Origin of the sequence: Nocardioides sp. NBC_00368, assembly GCF_036090055.1 — a bacterium.
Taxonomy (GTDB): domain Bacteria; phylum Actinomycetota; class Actinomycetes; order Propionibacteriales; family Nocardioidaceae; genus Nocardioides.
In genome coordinates this window covers 5,511,488-5,533,949 of the sequence record NZ_CP107970.1, presented here as the reverse complement: position 1 = coordinate 5,533,949, position 22,462 = coordinate 5,511,488, and the positions used below count along the sequence as shown (strand labels likewise).

General features: G+C 69.2%; 28 protein-coding genes. 5 read left to right on the top strand and 23 right to left on the bottom strand.

The genetic code is table 11. The annotated features are described in order from the left end of the window. Window positions 1-86 precede the first annotated feature (86 nt). The 9 genes from OG984_RS26495 to moeZ form a co-directional block, all read right to left on the bottom strand. Window positions 87-392, bottom strand: a complete 306-nt coding sequence (locus OG984_RS26495; RefSeq protein WP_328529086.1) for a DUF1905 domain-containing protein — start codon at window positions 390-392, stop codon at window positions 87-89. A gap of 5 nt (window positions 393-397) precedes the next feature. Then, complete coding sequence (locus OG984_RS26490) at window positions 398-832, bottom strand: cupin domain-containing protein (protein ID WP_328529085.1); 435 nt, start codon at window positions 830-832, stop codon at window positions 398-400. Next, complete coding sequence (locus tag OG984_RS26485) at window positions 813-1,511, bottom strand: hypothetical protein (RefSeq protein ID WP_328529084.1); 699 nt, start codon at window positions 1,509-1,511, stop codon at window positions 813-815. Before OG984_RS26485 ends, OG984_RS26490 begins: the two co-directional genes overlap by 20 nt. An 89-nt stretch (window positions 1,512-1,600) precedes the next feature. Beyond that, entirely contained in the window at window positions 1,601-2,266 is a 666-nt protein-coding gene (locus OG984_RS26480) for a lysophospholipid acyltransferase family protein (RefSeq protein WP_328532393.1), read from the bottom strand. A gap of 40 nt (window positions 2,267-2,306) precedes the next feature. Next, window positions 2,307-2,627, bottom strand: a complete 321-nt coding sequence (locus OG984_RS26475; RefSeq protein WP_328529083.1) for an MGMT family protein — start codon at window positions 2,625-2,627, stop codon at window positions 2,307-2,309. Window positions 2,628-2,661: 34 nt separating this feature from the next. After that, window positions 2,662-3,531, bottom strand: coding sequence for a hypothetical protein (locus tag OG984_RS26470; RefSeq protein WP_328529082.1), 870 nt, complete (start codon window positions 3,529-3,531; stop codon window positions 2,662-2,664). Between the two features lie 112 nt (window positions 3,532-3,643). Then, complete coding sequence (locus OG984_RS26465; RefSeq protein WP_328529081.1) at window positions 3,644-4,276, bottom strand: class F sortase; 633 nt, start codon at window positions 4,274-4,276, stop codon at window positions 3,644-3,646. After that, window positions 4,273-4,563 carry a hypothetical protein gene (locus OG984_RS26460; protein WP_328529080.1) on the bottom strand — a complete coding sequence of 97 codons (291 nt, stop codon included), beginning with the start codon at window positions 4,561-4,563 and terminating at the stop codon, window positions 4,273-4,275. Before OG984_RS26460 ends, OG984_RS26465 begins: the two co-directional genes overlap by 4 nt. A 161-nt stretch (window positions 4,564-4,724) precedes the next feature. After that, window positions 4,725-5,939 (bottom strand): adenylyltransferase/sulfurtransferase MoeZ, encoded by a 1,215-nt coding sequence (gene moeZ / locus OG984_RS26455; RefSeq protein ID WP_328529079.1) that lies wholly within the window; start codon window positions 5,937-5,939, stop codon window positions 4,725-4,727. A 127-nt stretch (window positions 5,940-6,066) separates the two neighbouring features. On the opposite strand from moeZ, the gene OG984_RS26450 reads away from it, so the two are divergent. The 3 genes from OG984_RS26450 (at window position 6,067) to OG984_RS26440 (ending at window position 7,540) form a co-directional block, all read left to right on the top strand. Then, complete coding sequence (locus OG984_RS26450) at window positions 6,067-6,699, top strand: TetR/AcrR family transcriptional regulator (RefSeq protein WP_328529078.1); 633 nt, start codon at window positions 6,067-6,069, stop codon at window positions 6,697-6,699. Window positions 6,700-6,861: 162 nt separating this feature from the next. Further along, on the top strand, window positions 6,862-7,083 hold the full coding sequence (locus OG984_RS26445; protein ID WP_008364177.1) for a DUF3107 domain-containing protein: 222 nt from the start codon (window positions 6,862-6,864) through the stop codon (window positions 7,081-7,083). Window positions 7,084-7,222: 139 nt separating this feature from the next. Continuing rightward, window positions 7,223-7,540 carry a hypothetical protein gene (locus OG984_RS26440; RefSeq protein WP_328529077.1) on the top strand — a complete coding sequence of 106 codons (318 nt, stop codon included), beginning with the start codon at window positions 7,223-7,225 and terminating at the stop codon, window positions 7,538-7,540. A gap of 102 nt (window positions 7,541-7,642) precedes the next feature. Here the strand turns inward: OG984_RS26440 and OG984_RS26435 are convergent, their stop codons facing one another. Further along, a complete protein-coding gene (locus OG984_RS26435; RefSeq protein ID WP_328529076.1) occupies window positions 7,643-8,704 on the bottom strand; it encodes a C39 family peptidase in 1,062 nt (353 codons plus the stop codon). A 6-nt stretch (window positions 8,705-8,710) separates the two neighbouring features. Continuing rightward, the gene (locus tag OG984_RS26430) at window positions 8,711-9,412 is read right to left on the bottom strand and encodes a ferritin-like fold-containing protein (protein ID WP_328529075.1); all 702 of its coding nucleotides are present in this window, start codon (window positions 9,410-9,412) and stop codon (window positions 8,711-8,713) included. Window positions 9,413-9,496: 84 nt separating this feature from the next. Here OG984_RS26430 and OG984_RS26425 point away from each other — a divergent pair, with 84 nt between their 5' ends. After that, window positions 9,497-11,059 (top strand): DEAD/DEAH box helicase, encoded by a 1,563-nt coding sequence (locus OG984_RS26425; RefSeq protein ID WP_328529074.1) that lies wholly within the window; start codon window positions 9,497-9,499, stop codon window positions 11,057-11,059. A 10-nt stretch (window positions 11,060-11,069) separates the two neighbouring features. Here OG984_RS26425 and OG984_RS26420 read toward each other — a convergent pair whose 3' ends face one another. Further along, a complete protein-coding gene (locus OG984_RS26420; RefSeq protein WP_328529073.1) occupies window positions 11,070-11,720 on the bottom strand; it encodes a L,D-transpeptidase in 651 nt (216 codons plus the stop codon). Between the two features lie 192 nt (window positions 11,721-11,912). Here OG984_RS26420 and OG984_RS26415 point away from each other — a divergent pair, with 192 nt between their 5' ends. After that, a complete protein-coding gene (locus OG984_RS26415; protein WP_328529072.1) occupies window positions 11,913-12,677 on the top strand; it encodes an SDR family NAD(P)-dependent oxidoreductase in 765 nt (254 codons plus the stop codon). Window positions 12,678-12,745: 68 nt separating this feature from the next. Here the strand turns inward: OG984_RS26415 and OG984_RS26410 are convergent, their stop codons facing one another. From OG984_RS26410 to OG984_RS26360, 11 genes are all read right to left on the bottom strand, one after another. After that, the gene (locus tag OG984_RS26410) at window positions 12,746-13,648 is read right to left on the bottom strand and encodes a hypothetical protein (protein WP_328529071.1); all 903 of its coding nucleotides are present in this window, start codon (window positions 13,646-13,648) and stop codon (window positions 12,746-12,748) included. Between the two features lie 263 nt (window positions 13,649-13,911). Next, window positions 13,912-14,511: a MarC family protein gene (locus tag OG984_RS26405; protein ID WP_328529070.1), complete on the bottom strand. Its 600-nt coding sequence runs from the start codon at window positions 14,509-14,511 to the stop codon at window positions 13,912-13,914. After that, window positions 14,508-15,383 carry a PHP domain-containing protein gene (locus OG984_RS26400; RefSeq protein WP_328529069.1) on the bottom strand — a complete coding sequence of 292 codons (876 nt, stop codon included), beginning with the start codon at window positions 15,381-15,383 and terminating at the stop codon, window positions 14,508-14,510. The genes OG984_RS26405 and OG984_RS26400 overlap by 4 nt, the downstream gene beginning before the upstream one ends. A 9-nt stretch (window positions 15,384-15,392) precedes the next feature. Beyond that, the gene (locus tag OG984_RS26395) at window positions 15,393-16,046 is read right to left on the bottom strand and encodes a DUF6758 family protein (protein WP_328529068.1); all 654 of its coding nucleotides are present in this window, start codon (window positions 16,044-16,046) and stop codon (window positions 15,393-15,395) included. 87 nt (window positions 16,047-16,133) lie between these two features. Beyond that, on the bottom strand, window positions 16,134-16,688 hold the full coding sequence (locus OG984_RS26390) for a histidine phosphatase family protein (protein WP_328529067.1): 555 nt from the start codon (window positions 16,686-16,688) through the stop codon (window positions 16,134-16,136). A gap of 130 nt (window positions 16,689-16,818) precedes the next feature. Further along, the gene (locus OG984_RS26385; RefSeq protein ID WP_328529066.1) at window positions 16,819-17,610 is read right to left on the bottom strand and encodes an SDR family oxidoreductase; all 792 of its coding nucleotides are present in this window, start codon (window positions 17,608-17,610) and stop codon (window positions 16,819-16,821) included. Between the two features lie 10 nt (window positions 17,611-17,620). Further along, on the bottom strand, window positions 17,621-18,655 hold the full coding sequence (locus tag OG984_RS26380) for a MaoC family dehydratase (RefSeq protein WP_328529065.1): 1,035 nt from the start codon (window positions 18,653-18,655) through the stop codon (window positions 17,621-17,623). A gap of 57 nt (window positions 18,656-18,712) precedes the next feature. Further along, a complete protein-coding gene (locus OG984_RS26375; RefSeq protein WP_328529064.1) occupies window positions 18,713-19,642 on the bottom strand; it encodes a glycosyltransferase family 2 protein in 930 nt (309 codons plus the stop codon). A gap of 25 nt (window positions 19,643-19,667) precedes the next feature. Then, the gene (locus tag OG984_RS26370; RefSeq protein ID WP_328529063.1) at window positions 19,668-20,786 is read right to left on the bottom strand and encodes a hypothetical protein; all 1,119 of its coding nucleotides are present in this window, start codon (window positions 20,784-20,786) and stop codon (window positions 19,668-19,670) included. A gap of 89 nt (window positions 20,787-20,875) precedes the next feature. Beyond that, a complete protein-coding gene (locus OG984_RS26365) occupies window positions 20,876-21,046 on the bottom strand; it encodes a DUF5302 domain-containing protein (RefSeq protein ID WP_008364156.1) in 171 nt (56 codons plus the stop codon). 118 nt (window positions 21,047-21,164) lie between these two features. Beyond that, on the bottom strand, window positions 21,165-22,358 hold the full coding sequence (locus tag OG984_RS26360) for an acyl-CoA dehydrogenase family protein (protein WP_328529062.1): 1,194 nt from the start codon (window positions 22,356-22,358) through the stop codon (window positions 21,165-21,167). Between the last annotated feature and the right edge of the window lie 104 nt (window positions 22,359-22,462).

The following is a 22,462-nucleotide window of genomic DNA, read 5'->3' as shown; positions in this document are numbered from 1 at the left end:
CCGCTTGATCCTCGTCTTCCTCCGCTCCGTTCGTCGCTGCGCTCCTCACTGCGCTGCGTCCAGACGAGGAGCGCTCCAGCGCTGGATCAGATCCCTGCTTCTCCGACGTCGTGCCCCAGGCGCATCCGCACGGCGACGACATCATCGAGGTCGATCCCTTCCGCCTTCCGCACGACGACCTTCAGGGGCAGCAGATAGGTGCCGTCCTTGGGGAAGAGCGCGGTGGTGAAGGTGGTCGCGCCGATGGTGGCCGTGACGGCGACCTGGCCCCAGTACTCGAGACCGCGGGCGTCCTCCTTGACGTCCGCCGCGTCCTCGACGGGCATGGGGACGTAGTAGAACGGCGCGGGCCCGCGCCACTCGATCACGGCTCCTTCGAAGGCGTACTCCATCGGTCCTACTCCGCGACGAGCTCGAAGTCGTCGAAGTCGAACCCGGGCGAGACCACGCAGGAGACGAGCGCATCCTCGTCCGAGGGCACCGTACGCTGCCACACCCCCGCCGGCACGACCGCCTGCGGCACCTGGCCGGCGGCGACGTCCACCCCGACGAGCACGGTCTCGCCGTCGACGGGCGCCGCGCCGGCGCCGCCGTACTGCAGGGCCACCACGCCGGTGTGTGCCAGCCAGATCTCGTCGGAGGTGACGCGGTGCCACGCGGACGACTCCCCGGCGAGGAGGCGGAAGTAGATCAGGGTCGCGGTCGGGCGCACGCGTCCGTCGGACAGGGTCACGGTCTCGGCAGCGGCCCAGGTCTGCCGGAACGCCCCGCCCTCGGGGTGCGGCGTCAGCTCGAGCTCGGAGGTGATGGGATCAGCGGTCACCCGGTTCATTGTGCCGGGTGTCGTCGACCGGCTCCTCGGGGAAGCGCGGATCGCCGAGCAGATACTGCCCGAACAGCCCCGGTGCCCTGTGCGGCGGCGGCTTCGGTCCACCGATCGAACGGCCCTCGACCTTGTCCCAGATCGCGTCGACGGGACGCGCCAGCCGGCGGACGACCTTTCCGGGCAGACCGGTGTGCGGGAGGTAGGGATGCGGGCGCGAGGGCGCCTTCTGCTCGGCTGCCGTGATGCGCTCGGCGACGAGCAGGAGCACGTCGTCGGAGGCCTCCTCGGCGAGGTGCGAGACCAGTTCCTCCTCCTTCTCCTCCTGGGCGTCGAGCGCCTCCTCGACCTCGCCCCACAGCGTCGGCCACCCGTGGGTGGTCTCCCAGGTGGAGCCGTACTCGTGCGCCTTCACGTGGAAGAGCAGCACCTCCAGGTGCTTCGCCGCGGGGAGGTAGTCATGGACCAGCCGTGCCCCGCCCTCGCAATGGGCCGAGACCGCCGGCAGCAGCGCCTCGCCCACCGCGTGCAGGTGTCGAGACGTACCGGCGTTGAACTGGTCGATCGGTGCGCAGCCCCTTCGGGTCTGCTCCGGCCTGGCGATGATGCTGCGAGCGTGGGCCAGGCGCCCAGCGAGCTCGTCGTGCTTGTGTCGCAGCTCGTCCTGCAACACGGTCGTGGTGGCCATCTGCCTCACCTCGGCTGCTAGGGGTCCACCCTCCAGAGTGCGCCCCTTCTCGCCGCGGCGCAACAGGCAAGGAACAGCAGATCAGCCGATCAGACGTCGGCCGGCCGCTCGTTGTAGGCCCCGGCCACCTCCTGGCCGCTCAGCGCGGCGATCGCCTCCATCACCTCGTCGGTGATGACCCGGCGGGCCTTGCCCAGGGGTACGCCGTCGAAGCGGCCGGCCACCTGGATCGGCTGTCCGAACTCGACCGTGACCTTCGCCAGCCGAGGCAGGCTCGAACCCACCGGCTGGAGCTGCGCGGTCCCGCGCAGTCCGACCGGCACCACGGGAACGCCGGCGGTCAGCGCCAGGTGCGCCACCCCCGTACGCCCCCGATACAGCCGCCCGTCGCGCGAGCGGGTGCCCTCCGGGTAGATCCCGAACGCCTCGCCCTTGCCGAGGACCTCCAGCGCCACCTCCAGCGAGCCGAGCGCGGCCTGCGGGTCGTCACGGTCCACCGGCAGCATCCCCATGCCCTCGAACCAGGCCCGCTGGGCGGCGCCCTTGATCCCGGTGCCGGTGAAGTAGTCGGACTTGGCCAGGAAGTGCACCGGCCGGGGAGAGACCGACGGGATCACGATGGAGTCGGCGAAGCTGAGGTGGTTGCTGGCCAGGATCACCCCGCCGGTTCGGGGGACGTTCTCACCCCCGGTCACCGTGGGGCGCCAGACCGCGCGAAGGAGGGGTGGCACGACGGCGTGGAGGACGCGATACATCACGCCGCCATCCTAGGTTCGCGCAGGCGCGAGCGCCCGCTCAGCCCGGACTCTGAGGCGGAAGCCACAGCGCCTCGCGCAGGTCCACCGCGCCCGACGTACGTCGCGGGGTGCTCTCCTCGAGATAGGCCTGCCGAGCCTCCTCACCGTGGGAGGCGGGGAGCGAGCCATCGGCCCGCACCACCCGCCACCACGGCATTCCCGCGCCTTCGCGCGCCATCACCGAGCCGACCTGTCGCGGACCGCCCCCGAACTCGTCGAAGAGCGCGTCCGCGATCGCGCCGTACGTGGTCACCTTCCCGCGCGGGATCTGCTCGACAAGACGCAGAACGGCCTCCACGTAAGCCTCCCGGTCCGTCATGACCGGGAGACTAGCGCGGCGTCCGAGGCCCTGCTCAGAGGATGGGGCTGAACGGCTCGGTGCCGTTGACCAGACGCAGACCGGAGATGCCCGAGTTCGCCTGGGCGAACTCCAGCTCGAGGTCCATGTCACCGATGTTGTTGGAGCCCGCGAGCGGAGCCAGGCCCAGCGTCGACAGCGTTCCGACCGCCTGACCGTCGGCGTTCAGGAAGCCCGAGCCGGAGTCACCGGGGATGCCGGGGGTGAGGTTGTAGAGCGGGTGCGACCAGCGGGTGCCGTTGACGTTGTCACCGAGCGAGAGGCCGACCTTCGGCGAGAGCAGGTCGACATCGGCGCGCAGCGAGGAGTTGCCGTAGGAGTAGACCTTGTCGCCGGCCACGGTGCCGTCGGTGTCGATGCCGGTCGGACCGCCCCAGATCGGGACGCTCGGGTTGACCTTGCCGGCATCGGCGGCGTCCACCTTGACCAGGGCGAAGTCGTTGTAGGCGCAGGCGTCCTCGTCCTTGGTGCCCTGCTTCTGCATCGTCAGCCAGGAGGAGTACGCCAGCTTCCCCTTGCCCAGGACGGTGCCCTCGCTCAGCAGCGAGCCGCCCTCGTTGAAGGTCACCGTGGTGCCCAGCGGGAGCGACTTGGCGGCGCAGCCGTTGGTGTCGGTGGCCTCGCCGAGACCGGCGCAGTGAGCGGCGTAGCCGACGTAGACGTTGGACGCGGAGTCGGTGAAGACGAAGTTGGCGGTGCACTGGGCGCCATCGGTGTACATCATCACGCCCGGGGTGATCGTGGCCGAGTCGGCCGGAGCCCAGGCGTGGGCCGGGCTCGGGATCAGGGCCGGGGCGAGCGCGGCGGTCAGAGTGCCGGCGGCGATTGCTGCGGCGCGGCGTACGGAGCTACGGGTGCGGAGCATGTGGGGGCCTCTGTTCGTAGGTGATGTGACTCACAGAACAACGAGGTGTGGTGGCCTGAGGTTACGACACGTTTACACCACCCGGGGTTTCCGGGGCGTCCGAACCGCCGGCTCACCCTTCCGGAACCGCGACCACCACGGTGTTGCCCTGGAACGAGGTGCCGTCCCAGTCGTCGCAGGTCACCACGACCAATCTCGCCTCGCCATCGGGGTCGAAGAGCTTCGAGCTGCGCTTGGCGACCTGCTCCTTGGAGAGGTCGCGCACCGACCGGACGGTGTAGCTGAACTCGTCGTTCTTGGTCCGCACGACGATCTCGTCGCCCTCGTTCACCTCGCCCAGCCGGTCGAGGATGCCGCCACCGTTGTGCAGGGTGTGGCCGACGATCAGCACGGAGCCCTCGTCCGCCCCCGGCTTGGCGCCGCCCTTCCACCAGCCCATGAGCGAGGCGTCGGCGGGCGGCGTGAGCGTGCCGCCGTCCATCGCCAGCGGCACCACGTCGGCATGCACGTTGAGCGAAGGGATCGAGACGCCGCGTACCTTGCCCTTCTTCTTCGGCACCTCGGCGAGCGCCTCGGCCGGGATCGAGGACGTCGTCGCCGGTGGCGTCGCGTTGCTCTTCTGCGCCTCGTCGATCTTGGTGTAGTAGTCGTACGCGGCGTAGCCGAGCACGCCGACCGCGACCACGAGGACGACGACGAAGATCTCGCCGATGAAGGTCCTCAGGCTGGGTTGACCGTTGCTCACTCGGCCGAGGGTGCCACAGCCTCAGCTCGTTTGCGACGTACGGCCATTCCGGCCCCCGCCCCCATCAACAGCGCACCGACCCCGGCGAAGACATAGGACGGCGGTACGCCGCGGGTCGGGTCCGCGACGTTCGACTCCAGCCTCTCCGGGTCGATCGCAGAGCCGACCGCCGCGCCGGAGGCCGGCTCCGGGGTCTGGTCGCTCGCGTGGGCAGGGGCACCGAGAAACAGTCCGCCGGCCAGGGTGGCACCGGCGAGCGTCGCGCTGAGACGAGCGCGTGTGGACAACGTCGAATCCTCCGAGGTTCGGGCATTGATGCAACTCCGCCCCCCGCAGCTGCGATCGCAAAACTATCGGTTTCGCCACGCTCAAAGAAAGCCAGCGGCGACCCCAGAGGGGCCACCGCTGGCCAACAGTTCAGTAAGCGACTTCGTTGATGAGTGACTGGTCAGTAGGACGGCTGCGACGGGTCGATCTGGTTGACCCACGCCACCACGCCACCGCCGACGTGGACGGCGTCCGCGTAGCCGGCACCCTTGGCGATCGCGAGCACCTCGGCGCTGCGTACGCCGCTCTTGCAGTGGAACACGAGCGGCTTGGCACCGTCACCGGTGAGCTCGGCGACCTGCGGGATCGCGTTGCCGTTGAGGAACTCGCCCTTGGGGATCAGGACCGCGCCCGGGATCTTGTTGATCTCGTACTCGTTCGGCTCACGCACGTCGACGAGCACGAAGTCGCGGCTGCCCTCCTCACGCTCCTTGATCATCTCGGAGAGCTGGGTGACCGAGATGGTCGAGCCGGCCGCGGCGTCGGCCGCCTCGGTCGAGAGCGCACCGCAGAAGGCGTCGTAGTCGATCAGGTCGGTGACCGTCGGGTTCTCACCGCACAGCGCGCAGTTGGGGTCCTTGCGGACCTTCAGCTTGCGGTACTCCATCTCGAGTGCGTCGTAGATCATCAGCTTGCCGACGAGCGGCTCACCGATGCCGGTCAGCATCTTGATGGCCTCGTTGACCTGGATCGAACCGATCGAGGCGCAGAGCACACCCAGCACGCCACCCTCGGCGCAGGAGGGGACCATGCCCGGGGGCGGGGGCTCCGGGTAGAGGCAGCGGTAGCAGGGCGCGTCGTCGGTCAGCGTCGGCGCGAACACCGAAGCCTGGCCGTCGAAGCGGTAGATCGAGCCCCAGACGTAGGGAATGCCCAGGAAGTAGGCCGCGTCGTTGACCATGTAGCGGGTCGCGAAGTTGTCGGTGCCGTCGACGATCAGGTCGTAGCCGGTGAAGATCTCGCGGACGTTGTCGTTGTCGAGCCGCACGTCGTGCAGCACGATGTCGACGTACGGGTTGACCTCGCGGATCGCCGCCGCGGCCGAGTCGGCCTTCGGCTGACCCACGGTCGACTGCTTGTGGATGATCTGGCGCTGCAGGTTGGACTCGTCGACCTCGTCGAACTCGACGATGCCGAGGGTGCCGACGCCGGCCGCGGCCAGGTAGAGCAGGGCGGGCGAGCCGAGACCGCCGGCGCCGATGACCAGCACCTTGGCGTTCTTCAGGCGCTTCTGCCCGTCCATGCCGACGTCGGGGATGATGAGGTGGCGGCTGTAACGGCGCACCTCGTCGATCGTCAGCTCGTCAGCGGGCTCCACGAGCGGGGCTAGGGACACAACGGCTCCTCAGTTAGGACGTACGTATGCCTGCTTGAACACCGCAGGCACTTCTCCATGTTCCCTCATCCGCGGCCGAGGCAACGACGCGTCCCGCGATCCGAGTACCAGCGGGTAGGCTGCTGGGGTGACCACGCACCAATCCGAGCTCGACCCCACTCGACCGCGAGGGGCGCGACTGCCCCGGACGGAACGACGAGCCCAGCTTCTCGATTCCGCTCTCGAGGTCTTCGTCGCCTACGGCTTCCACGCTGCTGCGATGGACGACATCGCGGAGAGAGCCGGAGTCTCGAAGCCCGTTCTCTACCAGCACTTCCCCGGCAAGCTCGACCTCTACCTGGCGCTGCTGGAGAAGTCCGCGAACGAGATCATCGATCGCTGCCGGGAGGCCCTGGCGTCGACCGACGAGAACAAGGAGCGCGTGGCCCGCACCGTCGAGGTCTTCTACGACTACGTGGCCTCCGAGTCCGGTGCCTTCCGGCTCGTCTTCGAGTCCGACCTGACCAACGACCCCGCCGTACGCGAGCAGGTCGACCGGGTCACCAACGAGTGCGCCGAGGTGATCGCGGAGGTCATCGCGGAGGACACCGGCTTCGCCCCGACCGCCTCGCACCTGCTCGCGGTGGGCCTCGTCGGCCAGATCCAGGTCAGCGCCCGCTACTGGCTCCACAACAACGGCGAGCTCTCCCAGGCCGACGCTGCGCGCCTCGTCGCCGGCCTCGCCTGGCGCGGCATCGGCGGGTACCCGAAGACGGATTAGTTGGCGATTGCTTCGCAGTTCGCGGAGCGCTGAAGCGCTCATCGGGTGCGAGTGAGTGCGGGCGGGAGATTCCTTGTTCCGCTGAGAGCGCAACGACGGGGCCCTTCAGGCGTGCTGTGAGAGGATTCCTGAGCATCGTTCAATTCATCGCAAGGAGGACCCGTGGAGGTCAAGATCGGCGTCCAGCAGGCCGCCCGTGAGCTCGTCGTAGAGACCGAGGAGTCCAGCGAGTCGGTGGAGAAGCTCATCGCCGACGCCCTCGGCGGCGGCGCTGTGCTCGCTTTGACCGACAGCAAGGGCCGCAAGGTCATCGTCCCGACCGAGAAGCTCGCCTACGTCGAGATCGGCCCGGCCAAGGTCGGCAAGGTCGGTTTCGCCGGCTGAATCACTCCGGGATGACCCTGATTCCGGCGGAGAACTTCCTGGTTTGGGCCATGTTGCCCGTGCAAAGCCGTCCCAACAGGTGCACTATCGAGGGATCGGCGCTGTTCAGCGCCCTCTCACAACCTGAAAGGGACATGACATGGACGTCATCGGGTTTATCCTCGTCACCCTCATTGGTGGCGTGATCGTCGGTCTGCTCGGCAAGTGGCTGGCGCCGGGAGACAAGGACAACATCCCGTTCTGGCTCACGATCGTCTGCGGCATCGGCGGCATGCTGATCGGCAGCTTCATCTACTGGTTCATCTTCGGCCAGAACAACCCGCCGTTCGACGGTCACGAGGCCACCTGGGACAACGCGACCAACGGCGTTGACTGGTGGCGTCACATCTGGCAGGTCGTAACCGCCGCCGTACTGGTGGTCATCGCCTCCGGAGTCACCGGAAAGTCCAAGGCCTGAGCCTCGCCCAGGTCACCTGAAGCGGTCCCGCCCCCATGGGGTGGGGCCGCTTCTGCTTGTGCGCGCCGGCCTTCCGCGGCGGCAACACGTCGTGTTACACGATCACCAGTTGGGCTGAGCCGGCGGTTCTGGCGCGGCGACGCCGGCGGGCCGGATGACGTAGACGATCCGCCCGGAGCGGGCCCAGGCGCGGTCGAGCTCACCGAGGTCGTACGTCGTCCGCACCGCTTCATCGCTGGCGATCCTGTGGGAGGCAGGGTCGTGGACGACGGGATCGCCGTCGTCCCCGAAACCGGTCAGCACGAGCAGATGGCCGTTGGTGACGTACCCGGCGCCGGTCAGCTCGCCCTCCTGGTGCGAGACGGCCAGCACCAGCGGGATCCCGGCCTCGACGAACCGGGCGGCCTCGGCGAAGGAACGGAGCCTGGTGACGTACGCGACCAGGCCGCGCGCGCCCGCATAGGCGGTGTTGAAGGCCCAGTTGCCGGCGCCGCCGAAGGACTCGTCGTAGACCTCCCGCACGGTGAACGGCACCTGCGGGTCGGGGGTCTCGTAGTCGACCCAGGCGGTCTCGGCGGGCGTGGGACCGGCGCCCCAGAAGTCGGCGATCATCGCCGTCGACGCAGCGCTGCACCAGGACTGGCCGCCACCGTCCCAGCGCGGGTAGCGGTCGCGGTGGAGCTGCTGCGAGTAGGCCGGTACGCCACCCACGAGCGCCCCGCGAGCCACCGCACCCGGCGCCGGCCGCGAGCCCCTGGCATCCGCCGAGACCATCGCCCCGAGCAGGCTGGCCCGCGGCAGGCTCCCGGCGGGACCGTGCAGGCTCAGCCGCAACGAGAACGCGGTGAAGCGGCGCCCCTCCCGGCCCAGGACGGTGTCGTCGGCCGCGACCGCGACCGGGTCCTCCTGACCCGCGACCGAGGTGGACGTGAACGCGGTGTCCGAGGACCAGCGGGCCAGCACCAGCCAGCCGCTGCGCTCCCCCGACTCGGCGACCACCCGAGCGGCGACCTCCACCCAGCTCCCGGGTGGCGTCACCACGTTCCAGGAGGCGACCAGCTCGTCGAACGAGAACCCGGGGCTGACCTCGGGAGACACCCAGACACCGGCTTCGGGCGCGATCTGCGCCTCCGACCAGCCGGTCCAGAGGATCTCAGGGCTCAAGGAACCTCAGTGCTCGAGCCCGAGCTTGCCCATGCGCTCGACGTGGCGCTGGGTCAGGCGGGTGAGCATCTCACCGATGGTGCCGAGGTCGAGGCCCGGAAGGTGACCGCCGGTGATCAGCTCGCTGAGCCCCTCACGGGTGGCCGCGACCTGCTGCGCCTGGATGATCGCCTCGCCCATCAGGCGACGGCCCCACAGCGCCAGCCGGCCACCGATGAGGTGGTCGGCCTCGATGCCGGCCCTCACCCGGTCCACCACGAAGTCGGCCCGGCCGGCGTCCTCGAGGGTGGTGACCACCAGCTTGTGGGTCTCCTCGTCCAGATAGCCGGCGACCTCACGGTAGAAGTCGTTGGCGAGCCCGTCACCGACGTAGGCCTTGACCAGCGACTCCCACCAGTCGGCGGGCTTGGTGTGGCGGTGGAACTCGTCGAATCCCTCGCGCAGCGGCTCCATGGCGACGTACGGGTCGACCCCGAGCTCCTCGAGCCGGTCCAGGACCGGCTGGATCTTGGCGTGCTGGGCGGCAGCCATCGCGAGCAGGGCCGTCTTGTCCTCCAGAGACGGAGCCATCTTCGCGTCGTCGGTCAGCCGCTCGACCGCCGACACCTCGCCGTATGCGACCGCACCCAACAGGTCGATGACAGCAGCCTTGTAAACAGGATCACCGAAGGGATTCTGAGGACCCGTGAACTCTGACGATGCAACCACGGGAGAACCCTACCGATAGAATGCCTTTTGACCGACCCAGCACCGCAGATATCCAACTCGATATCGCAGTGGCCTGGTTCCCGTATGTGCGCGGCGTGGCACTCGCTTGGCAAGCTCGAGACACCCGTGAGTCGCTCGCCGCATTCGATGAGACAAGCGAGTAGCGACGAAATCATGACAACGTTCAAGGACCTCGGGGTTCATCCCGAGATCTGCGCTCCGCTCGAGCGCAAAGGCATCACCACCCCGTTCGCCATCCAGGAGATGACGCTCTCGGTCGCCCTTCAGGGCACCGACCTGATCGGGCAGGCCCGCACGGGCTCCGGCAAGACGCTGGCCTTCGGCATCCCGGTCGTCCAGCGCAGCGTGTCCCCCAAGGACCGCGACTACATCGACCTTCCGCAGGGCAAGCCGCAGGCGCTGATCGTGGCGCCGACCCGCGAGCTCGCCATGCAGGTCTCGGCCGAGATCTCGATGATCTCCGAGGACCGCGGCCTCCGCGTGCTGACCGTCTACGGCGGCGCCGGCTACGAGCCCCAGATCGAGGCCCTGGAGAAGGGCGTCGACATCGTCGTCGGCACCCCGGGGCGTCTGATCGACCTGGCCAACCGGAAGGTCCTCGACCTCTCCCACGTGCACGCCCTCGTCCTCGACGAGGCCGACGAGATGCTCGACCTCGGGTTCCTGCCCGACGTGGAGAAGCTGGTCACGCTCACCCCGGAGACCCGCCAGACGCTGCTCTTCTCGGCCACCATGCCGGGTGCGATCGTGGCGCTGGCGCGCTCCTATATGCGCCACCCGATGAACATCCGGGCCGAGTCCGCCAGCGAGCGGGAGACGGTGCCTGCCACCGCGCAGTTCGTCTACCAGGCCCACGACCTCGACAAGCCCGAGATGATCGGCCGTCTGCTGCAGTGCGAGGACCACGACAAGGTCGTCGTCTTCGCCCGCACCAAGCGGCAGGCCCAGCGCGTCGCCGACGACCTCGCCGAGCGCGGCTTCCCGGCCTCTCCCCTGCACGGTGACATGCAGCAGGCCGCCCGCGAGCGGGTGATGCAGAAGTTCCGTGACGGCAAGGTCGAGGTCCTGGTGGCCACCGACGTCGCCGCGCGCGGCATCGACGTCACCGGCGTCTCCCACGTGGTCAACTACACGACCCCCGACGACGAGAAGACCTACGTCCACCGCATCGGCCGCACCGGCCGCGCCGGGGCCTCCGGTGTCGCGGTCACGTTCGTCGACTGGGCCGACCTCCACAAGTGGAAGATGATCAACAAGGCGCTCGACCTTCCCTTCGACGAGCCCCAGGAGACCTACTCCTCCTCGGAGCACTTCCTCCACGACATGGGCATCCCGAAGGGCACCAAGGGCCGGATCAAGAAGGCCGCGCCCGAGAAGCCGAAGGACAAGGACGCCGGCGCGGACGGCGAGAAGCGCGAGCGCGCTCCCCGCAACCGCAACCGCCAGCGCACCCGCTCCCGCGGTGGCCAGGTCGTCGAGAAGACCGCCGCTCCGGCCGCCGAGGCCACCGGCTCCGCGAAGCCCGCCGAGGGCGAGGCCGGCGCCGAGGGCTCCGCTCCCCGTCGCCGTCGTCGCCGCCGCTCTTCGGGCTCGGGCGGCAGCTCCGCGCCGAAGGCCGACGCCTGAGCCGTCGCGCCTACGGCGTCACGATCACCTTGGTGCCGAGCCGCGCGAAGCGCCACATCGCCTTCGCGTCCGGCTCGGCCTGGCGGATGCACCCGTGCGACAGGGGTGTGCCGAGCTGGGCGCGGGTCTGCACGCGCTTGCCCTTGTCCACCGGGATGTTGTGGAAGCCGATCGCGGCCCTGGGGCCTTTGGCGAAGCGTACGAACCACTGCATCGTGCCCGAGTCGTCGATCCCCCTCGCGTGCTTGGAGCGGGAGAAGACCTTGTAGGCGCCGGGCTCGAGGTTGTCGTAGACACTGCCCGATACCGGATAGGTACGCCGCACCTTGCCCGCCGCGGACACGATCCAGACCCGCTGGCGGCTGATCGAGAAGACCGCCCGGCGGCCCCGGCCGGAGTCGGCCGGAAGCACCTTCTCCTGGGCTGCCATCCGCGCGTCGACGTCGCGGTTGATCCCGTTCTCACGCTCCGCCTCCTGTGGCCAGACCGGAGTGTAGGCCTCGTCGTCCACGCCCATCTTCATGCCGTCGTCGGCCACACTGGTCCGCCCGTCGGCCTCAGCCTCGGGCTCGGCGACGATCTCGATACCGCCGTACAGGCCGGCCGAGGTCAGCAGGGACGCCGCGAAGAGCATCTTGATGCGCCGGAGGGGCCGGGACATCATCCGATGTCGCCCACCGCCGCTCACTGCTCCATCACGCGCCCGAGTCCGCATGCCAAGTCCACGTCGAACATCATCCAAACACGTACGACCGCAAGTCAACTGTCACACGACAGGCAGAAACCGCGATTCCTCCGTGAACCGGCCGCCCGACCCCGTCTTCCCGGCCCCCTGTGGTGGCAGGATTGCCCCATGTCGAACCCCACCGCCCTGATCACCGGCGCGACCGCCGGCATCGGACTCGCCTTCGCCCAGCAGCTCGCCGCGCGGGGCCACCACCTCGTGCTCGTCGCCCGTGACGAGGAGCGTCTCAACGGCGTGGCCAAGGACCTCGCCGAAGCCCACGGCGTCGACGTCGAGGTGCTCCGCGCCGACCTGACCGACAGCGCCGACCTGGCCACGGTCGAGGCCCGGCTGGCCGACCTCGACCATCCCGTCGACCTCCTGGTCAACAACGCCGGTCACGGCCTCAAGCACCGGTTCCTCGACAACAGCGCCGACGAGGAGACCGCGATGGCCGAGGTGCTCGTCATCGCCCCGCTGCGCCTGTCCCACGCCGCGCTCGGTGCCCAGGTGGTCCGCGGCCACGGCGGCATCATCAACGTCGGCTCCGTCGCCTCCTACCTCCCCCGCGGCACCTACTCCGCCGCCAAGGCGTGGATCAACTCGTTCACCGAGTGGGCCCACAACGAGTACGCCGGCAAGGGCATCAAGGTGATGGCCCTGCTGCCCGGGTTCACCAAGACCGAGTTCCACGAGCGTCTCGGCTCCGGCTACGACTCCGCCCCGGCATGGATGTGGCTCGACGTGGACGACCTGGTCCGCGAGGCCCTCGACGACTACGAGGACGACAAGACCTTCTCGATCCCGAGCAAGCGCTACAAGGCGCTGGCCACCCTCGCACGGGCGGTTCCCTCGGGCGTACTCCAGAAGTTCCAGTCGCTCGGCCGGAAGTAGCCGGCTCGCAGGTAGTCCGAGACGTTCGAGCCCATTACCGGCCGGTAGATGGGCCGGATCGTCTCGGCCTACCCGGCGTGCTGCCGCAGATAGCGCTCGCGCTGCCAGTCCGCCAGTGAGCGGCGCAGCTCGACGGTGTGCGTGGGCGTCCACCAGCGTGGCGGAACGATCGTCCACTGTCGATCGGCCGCTGGTGTGCGACGGGCTCGTGCCCGGGCCTCGTGGGCCCTTCGTATGAAATCGGCGGGATCCCGGCGGTCGGCGGCCACCATGGTGACGTATTCGAGGCCGACCCGTCGGAACGCGCCCTCGCGCCGCAGGTCCTTGGCGCGCTGCTTGCCCGCCAGATGCAGCGCACCGTCATACTCCGCAACCACCCCTCGCTCCAGATCGAGAACGTCCGGAGTGCCGATGTGCCGGCCGTCGAGGTCGAAGACCGGGCGGTTGCTGACCACGCCGGCGATCCCCATCCGAACCCTGAAGGTGAGCCGCAGGTCGGTCTCCGGCGGCGACCACACGTTCTCGTCGGCCAGCGCGATCGCATAGCGAAGATGGTCGATACCCGTCCAGCCGCTGAGCGTCTCGGCGTAGGCCGTCATCTCCGCCAGTGAGATCAGGTCGCTCGCGGCGGCGAGGTCGAGCCAGCGTACGGCAGCCAGAGGCGTCGCGGCCCGCCGAACCTCGAATGCCACCGAGCGACACGGATCCGTGAGAACCATCCCATCCACGACCTGACGCGTTCTCGGCACGAGGCGCTCCTTGCTCACCTCGATCCCGGCTTGCGCCCGTGCCTGCGAGCCCGGGGTGAGGATGGTCACCGGCAGCTCGGCCCCGTCCGCATCACACCCATCCATCCACTGCACGTTCTGCCACGCCAGAGCTCCCCAGCCCGTCACCGCTCCGTCTGCTGGCACCACCGCCGAGGCCTCGAGCACCCGCTGCTGCGGCGATGTCGGGACGTGCGCAGGCACGTAGAGCCCCCGCGACGAACGCCGCCAAGCGCGCCCCCGCGCCTGCTTGGGTGTCGGCCCACGCACACCCGACGGATCTGTCCGCACCGGACGCACCAGCCCAGGCCGCCCGAGAACCTCGGGCGGCCTGAAGTGAGAGGCACGAGAAGCCACGCCTCCATGATGGCGTCGACCACCGACATGTCCGCGGCCCGCAGGTAGTCCGAGACGTTCGAGCCCATTACCGGCTGGTAGACGGACCGGATCGTCTCGGACTACCCGTCTCAGGCGTTCGCGATGAACGTCGTGACCGCGTCGGCGACCATCTGGACGGCGATCGCGGAGAGGAGCAGACCGGCGATCCTGGTGATGAGCAGGACGCCGGACTCCTTGAGGACCTTCAGGATCGGGATGGAGAAGATCATCGCGACCAGGAGGGCGATGTGGACGACGACGAGACCGAGACCGAGCCCGACGGCGCTCCCGACGGAGTCGACCTCCTGGGTGAAGACCATGGTGGCGACGATCGCGCCCGGCCCGGCCAGGAGCGGGGTGCCGAGCGGCACCATGGCCACGTTGGCTCCGGCGGCGGCGACGGGGTCGTCGAAGTTGTCGGTGAGCAGCTCGAGGGCGACCAGCAGCAGGAGCAGGCCGCCGGCGCACTGCAGCGCCTCGAGGGAGATGTGCAGGAAGTGCAGGATCGCCTGCCCGAAGAGCGCGAAGATCGTGATCACCAGGAACGAGACCGCGACCGCGAGGAGCGCCGCGCGGCGCTGCTTGCCCGGTGACTGTCCCGCGGTCAGTGACAGGAAGATCGGGATCGTCCCGACCGGGTCCATGATCACGAAGAGCGTCACGAACGTGGAGACGAAGATCTCGGTCACCGCACGACCTCAGGGGTGGTGCGTCCGGAGGCTGCCGAGGCTGCGGCGGCCCGCTCCAGGAGCCGCTCGTACTCGGCCGGTGCAGTGGTGTTCACTCCCAGATGGTGACCCACCTTCCCGGTGCCGTGGTAATCGCTGGATCCGGTCACCACGAGGTCGAGGTTGCGGGCGATCACGCGCAGCTTCTCGCGGGTCTCCGGGCTGTGATCCTGGTGGTCGACCTCGAGCCCGGACAGGCCCGCGTCGACCAGTGCGGACAGGGCCGCCTCGTCGGGCTGCTCGCGTCCGGACCGACCCCACGGGTGGGCGATCACGGTGACCCCGCCGGCGGCGGCGACGATGCGGATCATCGGTTCGAGCGGGGCCGCATAGCGATTGACGTACGCAGGTTTGCCGGCCCCGAGATAGCGGTTGAAGGCCTCGTCGCGGCTGAGCACGTAGCCCTTGGCGACGAGCGCGTCGGCGAGGTGCGGGCGCCCCGAGGCGGCGGCATCGCCGGAGACCGCCGCGACGTCCTCGAGGGACACCTCGATACCGAGGCGGGCCAGTCGGTCCAGCATCAGCGGCAGCCGCCCGTCGCGCCCCGCGAGCACGCGGGCGAGCTCCTCGACCAGCGGCGGGTAGGTCCGGTCGGGGAGATAGGCCAGCAGGTGGACACCGTGCCCGGCGTGGTTGGCGCTGATCTCCATGCCACGTACGAGCTCGATCCCGGCCTCGGCGGCCGCAGCGGCCGCCTCGTCCCAGCTGGCGGCGGTGTCGTGGTCGGTGATCGCGACGACATCGAGCCCCGCGGCCTTCGCCGCCTGGATCAGCTCGGTGGGCGAATCGGTCCCGTCACTCACCCGCGAGTGAGTATGGAGGTCGATGCGCACCTGCACATCCTAGGGGGAGTTCCACCAAGATCCACCGGGCCCACCGAAGGGCAGCTCGACCATCTGTACGCCGAGGTCGCCGACCTGGCGCAGGTGCCAGCCGTCCTGAAGCGTCAGCATCGCGGTGGCCGGCCGGAAGACCAGCCACAGCCAGCGGCCGGCGGCCTCGCCGACCATCACGGACCGCTCCCACTCCTCGGCGCCGTTGGTCCACTGGGTGATCGGCCACAGCGGCACCAGCTGCCCGCCGACGCGGACCCGCGTCGTGGGCGGCCCGGTGCAGGCGTCGATACCGGGATCCGGTCCCACGGTGCGCGCACACCGCGCGCCCAGCCCGACACCGGCCTCCTCGGTGACCACGGTCATCTCCACCTGGCCGTCGTCGGGGGTCACGCCGGTCACCGTGACCAGCGTCGCCGCCCCCTTGCCCTCGTCACCGACCACGGCGAGGTCCGCGATCGACCAGCCGGACTCGATCGGCCAGGGCACGTAGGTGGGTACGTCGCCGGCCAGCGCGAGGACCTGCACCAGATCCTCGTAGGAGGCCACGTCCGTACGCCACAGCGGCGTCACCACGCCGTGCTCGGGGCAGGACCGGGTGCCGCCGGCGCCGATGCTCGCCACCGGCGTCGCGCAGCGTGGACAGCCAACCGCAAGTGCCACCCCACAACGGTGACCCGTGCCTTCCGTCTGGTCAAGCGTCAGGGTCGAGCGTCGGGCGCTCGCCTTCTGGCGAACCCGTGGGTCCGACTAGGTGTTCCACAGCTTGACGACGGGTTGTCCGTGGTGAGCGTCCAGCATCGACACGGTCGCGGTGTCGAGCCGGAAGAGTCGCCCCTCGTGGACGGGGAACCCCAGCCACACCGCCGCGAGCGCGCACAGCGCGTGCCCGTGGGAGAAGACCAGGGTGTCGCCGTCGCGCTCGCGGGCGGCCGTCACGACCCGGCCCAGCCGCTCCTGGACGGAGGCTGCGGCCTCTCCCCCGGGCGTCGTCCCGGTCCACAGGCTCCAGCCGGGGTCGGTCCGGTGGATCTCGTCGGTGGTGATGCCCTCGTAGTCGCCGTAGTCCCACTCGACCAGGTCGTCGGTGACCTCGGCGTCGGGGTAGCCCGCGAGCTCAGCCGTACGCAGCGCCCGCTGTCGTGGGGAGGTCAGCACCGCGGCGTACTTCTGGTCCTGGAGCCGTGAGGCGAGCAGCTTGGCGGCCTCCTCCCCCTCGGGCAGGAGGGGAAGGTCGGTGCGGGAGGTGTGCCGGCCGTTGAGGGACCACTCGGTGGTGCCGTGCCTGACGAGGTAGAGGGCCATGGCAGCATTATTGGCGATTGCTTCGCAATTCGCGCATCGCCTCCGCTTGACCCTCGTCTTCCTTCCCGACGCTCGGTCGCTTCGCTCCCTCGCTCTGGTCAGTCCAGACGAGGGGCGCTCCGGCGATGGGTCAGGCTCGGGTGATGAGCCGGTTGACCTCGCGGACGAACACGTTGGGGGCGAGGTCGGCGGCGGTCGAGAGCGCCCTGGCCGGGAGGCCGACGGTGGTGTGCACCTTGGGCAGCCGGAACAGGCCCTTGCGCGGCTGGGCCATCTCCCAGACTTGGTCGGCGACGTCCTCGACGGTGAGCCGGATGCCCAGGGTCTCGTGGGAGGAGGCGACGTTGCCCTCGAGCAGCGCGGTCCTCACCCACAGCGGCCAGACCGCCTGGACCCGGATGCCCTCCTTGCGCCACTCGAGCTCCAGCGCCTCGGTGAGCCCCCGCACGGCGTACTTCGACGCGCTGTAGGAGGCGATCTCCGGCTGGCCGTAGATCGCGCTCGCGCTGCACACGTTGATGACGCCCGAGCCGGGAGTGGCCCGGAGGTAGGGGTAGGCCGTGTGGCAGCCGTTGATCACGCCGTTGACGTTGATCTCGATGGTCTGGTGGTGCTGGGCCAGGTCGACGTCGGCCAGGCGACCGGCGCGCAGGATGCCGGCGTTGTTGACCAGCAGGTCGAGACGTCCGCCGGCGGCGGTGGCGAACTCCTCGAGCGCCGCCTTCCAGGACGCCGGGTCGGTGACGTCGAGCGCGCCGCCGATGGCGTTGTCGGACCCGAGGATCGCGGCGACGTCGCGGGCCAGGTCGACGTCGATGTCGTAGACGCCGACGAACCAGCCCTCGGTCGCGAACTTCTCCACGATCGCCTTGCCGATCCCCTGGGCGGAGCCGGAGACGAAGAGTGCTTTCTTAGCTGCCATGACGTGCTCCTTACACAGGAATGAGCGCCCAGTAGTCGAGGTCGAGCAGCACGCCGGGGGCGTACTTCCCGTCCTCGCCGCGCAGGGTCATCGACTCGTCGCGCCCCTTGGTGGCGACCAGCCGAAGCCGCAGCGCGCCGACGCCCGGGGCGTCGGTCTCCACGCGGTCGAGCACCTCCGACCAGGCGTAGACGGTGTCGCCCGCGAAGGCCGGGGAGGTGTGCGCGCCGGCGTTGATCGCGGCGATGAGCTGGGCGTTGGCGAGGCCGTTGAACGACAGCGCCCGGGCCAGCGAGATGATGTGGCCGCCGTAGACGAGGTTGCGACCGTCGGGCCGGGCCTCGACGTTGAAGTGCACCTTCGCGGTGTTCTGCCACAGCCGCGTCGCCTGCTGGTGCTCGGAGGCGGTCAGCGTGACCCCGTCGACGTGGTCGATCTTCTCCCCGGCCTCGTAGTCGCCGAGCCGATGGGGCTCACCGGCCGCGGTGAAGTCGTAGGAGGAGAAGTCGAGACCCTTCGGCACGATCAGGTTCTTCGCGTCGACCGCCGCGGCCAGCTCCGGGATCACGGTCTCCGGCGCCTCGACGGACTGGTCGCGCTTGTGCACCATCACCCAGCGTGCCCAGTCGATGGCGACCTCACCGCGCTGGTTGGTGGCGGTGGAGCGCACGTAGACCACGCCGGACTTGCCGTTGGAGTTCTGCTTGAGGCCGATGACCTCGGACTTCGTCGAGAGCGTGTCGCCCGGCACCACCGGCTGGTGGAAGCGGCACTCGGCGTAGCCGAGGTTGGCGACCGCGTTGAGCGAGACGTCCGGGACGGTCTTGCCGAAGGCGATGTGGAAGCCGATCAGCTCCTCCACCGGGTGCACGCCCAGGCCGACGGAGGCCGCGAAGGCAGCGCTCGACGGCACCGCGAAGCGGGTCGGGTAGAGCGACCCGTACGCAGCCCGGTCGCCCTCGGTCACCGTGCGCGGCGTCGCGTGCTCGATGACCTGGCCGACCTGGAAGTCCTCGAAGAAGTTGCCGGGGTTCGTCTTGCTCATCTGCGGCCTCTCGTCGGTGAGTCTGGCGAAGCGTTGATTACCGGAGGGTAACCTAGCTCAGACGATCCCGTGGAGGCGTTCCGGGATGCGTAGCAGCGGCTGGTTGCGGAGGTTGTCGATGTGACCCGGGCCGACGGCACGGTGCACCCCGTCCTCCTCGCGGACGAGCCTGGCCGGCAGCACCGAGGTGGGGTCGAACTCCTCGACGTCGGCTCCGACCGACGCGGTCGCCGCGGTCAGCAGATCGGCCAGGTCGTCGCCGGAGCGTCCCCACGAGCTGCCCTTGCCGCGGCCCACCGACTTGGCGAGCTCGTTGCGACGGTCAGCCTGTCGCCGGAGCAGATCCACGTCGGCGAACTTCATGTGGACCATGAACAGGCCCGGGTCGGGCACGAACGGCGCCTTGATCCCGTGCGAGGCGGACGTCCAGGCAGCCGGCACCCGCTTGACCGAGGGCTTGCACATCAACGGCGCGAACTGGGCGTACGCCCGCTGGCCGAGGATCGGCTTGCCGCTGATCAGCGGTCCCTCGACCGCGGTGTGGTGGACGACGTTGAGGGCGAACGGGGCGATCACCCGCTCGGGCCGCCTGGAGAGGTAGTCCGAGAGGTCGGCATACCTGGCCGGGTCGGGGACCAGGAACTCGTCGACGTCGGTGAAGATGACCACGTCGTAGACACCCAGGAGGCCCTGGGCCACCCCGCTGGCCAGGCCCATCCGGCCGGCCTCGAAGTTGCCCTTCCGGAAGCCGGGCAGGTGCTGGACGGTGCACGCCAGGTCGTCGGTGGAGCCGTCGGTCGAGCCGTCGTCGAAGACGATCAGATTCTCGTGGCCCGCCGCACGGCCGTAGTGGTCGACCCAGCGGGCGAGCATCTCGCCCTCGTCGCGGGCGATCGTGAGCACCGCGATCCGCGGCGCCGCGACCGTGGTGTCGCCCGCCTCCTCGGCGAGCCTGCGCCGACGGCGCAGGCTCCAGCTGCTTGACAAAGAATTCCCCCGATGTGTTGAGGCCCTACGTACGGACCAGCTCCTCTCGCCGGACGGACCACTCGACGAGGTCGGCCAGGGCGGAGACGGCGCGCGCCGGAGCCTTGCGGCCCTCCCCCGGGTCGATGGCCTCACCAGGAATGGTCGGGTCGGCGAGCTTCTTGTCGAGATCCGTACGCAGCGCCGCGTACGAAGCCACGGCGGCGTCTCGGACCTGCGTGTCGGTGACCTTGCGCGGGTCGATCCCGCGTACGTCCACGGGGGCCAGGTCGTCGAGATCCCCGTGGATGGTGGCGTCCAGACCGCGGAGCTCCGCGGCCAGGTCGCGGGTGAACGCCTGCGTCCAGCGCGGCGGCTCGAGCCCGATGCGCGGGTCGTCGACCGTGAGCGCCGGCATCAGGCGCTTGCCGAGGACGTGCTTGCGCAGGCCCATCGCAGCCGGGTAGGCCAGGCCGCGCCGGTCCAGCTCGGCGTTGAGGCACCGCAGGACCTCGACGGTCGCGGCACCGAGGGAGGTGTTCTTCGGTGGCGGGCTCTTCATTCCCGCGGGGTCGAAGCCCATCGCCGCCCCGAAACGCTCCAGCAGCAGCGTCGCCGGGCTGCCCGGAGGCGGCACGGTGACCAGGTGAAGCGGGCCCGCCTGGCCCCAGCGCCGGGCGATGGCGACCATGTCCTGCTCGGACCAGAACCGTTTGCCGGGCTTGGAGTGGCGGCGCTCGGAGGAGCCCGGCCGGCTCCTGTTGACCGCGGTGAGGAACTCTGCCCAGGTCCAGTCCATGCCGTTCTGGATGAGCTCCTGCCACATCGACGGGATCTGCCGGTTGATGTCGCGCAGGGAGAGGACCAGCTCGGGCGTCACGCCCTTGAAGCTCGTCGCCACCCGCTCGACCGTCTCCGGGGTCGCCGGGGCGAGCAGCTCGACCGAGATCAGTGCGGTGCCGTCCCACGCGTCGACCTCGGCGACCAGGTGGTCCCAGGCACCGGCGACCGAGTCGCCCTCCGGGTGGGTGCGGCGGCCCTTCACGTCGAGGACGGCCTCGATCTGGTTGCGCCAGCGCGCACCGGGGACCAAGAAGCCGCGCTCGGCCAGGAGCGCCTTGTTCTTGTACAGGGCACCCTGCAGATACGTCGTCCCAGACTTCATCGCCCCGACATGGAGCACTACCCGGCGCGCCAACTTCTCGTTACCTCTCGACCAGCCCGACCTGACACCCCCGAGGGGGCATCGTAGCGTCAGGACCCGCCGCCACCCGCCTTGCGGCGGTGCATCTTCGGCGCACCGCCGACAACCTCGGACCCGTGCGCCTTCTCCTTGGCCCCGGCGCTCTCGGCATGTGCGTGGTCCTGGTTGTTCTTCTTCTCCAGCGCCTCGCGCATCTTGGCCTTGAGATCGTCGTTGGTCATCGCTCGCCCTCCATCGGCGTTGCCGAGTCGTTGCTCGGGTAAAGACCAACCTACGACAACGACCCCACCGAGACCATGGGTTTCGGCAGGGTCGTCGCGGCGACGTCGAGCTCGCGGGTCAGGACTTGTAGTCCTTGAGGAGGCTGCGGCCGATGATCATCTTCTGGATGTCGCTGGTGCCCTCACCGATGAGCATGAACTTGACCTCGCGCATGAGCCGCTCGATCTCGTACTCCTTGGAGTAGCCGTAGCCGCCGTGGATGCGGAAGGAGTCCTCGACGACCTCGTTGGCGTACTCGGAGGCGACCATCTTGGCCATCCCGGCCTCGACGTCCATGCGCTTGCCGGTGTCCTTCAACCGGGCGGCGCGGACCATCATGTTGTGGGAGACCTCGACCTTGGTGCCCATCTCCGCGAGGCGGAACAGGATGGCCTGGTGCTCGGCGATCTTCTTGCCGAAGGTCTGGCGCTGCTGGGAGTAGGCGATGCCGAGCTCGAAGCCACGGATCGCCAGGCCACAGGCGCGGGCGGCGACGTTGACGCGGCCGACCTCGACGCCGTCCATCATCTGGAAGAAGCCCTTGCCGGGCACCCCACCGAGGATCTGGTCGGCCGAGATCTTGTGACCCTCGAAGATCATCTCGGTCGTGTCGATGCCCTTGTAGCCCATCTTGTCGATCTTGCCGGGCACCGTGACGCCCTGGGCGGTCTCGCCGAAGCCCGGGGTCTTCTCCACCAGGAAGGTGGTCATGTTCTTGTAGACGCTCTCGGCGCCCTCGTCGGTCTTGGTCAGCACCGCGACCAGGGTGGAGGAGCCACCGTTGGTCAGCCACATCTTCTGGCCGGTGATCTCGTAGGACCCGTCGGCCTGCTTGGTCGCCTTGGTCGACACCGCGGACACGTCGGAGCCGAGGCCGGGCTCGGACATCGAGAACGCGCCGCGTACCTCGCCGGTCGCCATGCGCGGCAGGTACTTCTGCTTCTGCTCCTCGGTGCCGTGCTGCATCAGCATGTAGGCCACGATGAAGTGCGTGTTGATCACACCCGAGACCGACATCCAGCCGCGCGCGATCTCCTCGACACACAGCGCGTACGTCAGCAGCGACTCGCCCAGACCGCCGTACTCCTCCGGGATCATCAGACCGAAGATGCCCAGCTCCTTGAGCCCCTCCACGATCTCGGTCGGATACTCATCGGCGTGCTCCAGCTCCTGGGCCACCGGGATGACCTTCTCGTCCACGAACTGACGAACGGTCTTCAGGATCTCTTCCTGAATGTCGGTGAGACCCTCGGTCTCGGCAAGGCGACCCATGCTCTACTCCTAATCTCGGTGGTCGGGGACGCGTCGTTCAGACCCGTCGGGACCACGCTGACGTCACTGCGGCAGGTTACCAATCGGTAACCACCAGCGACAGG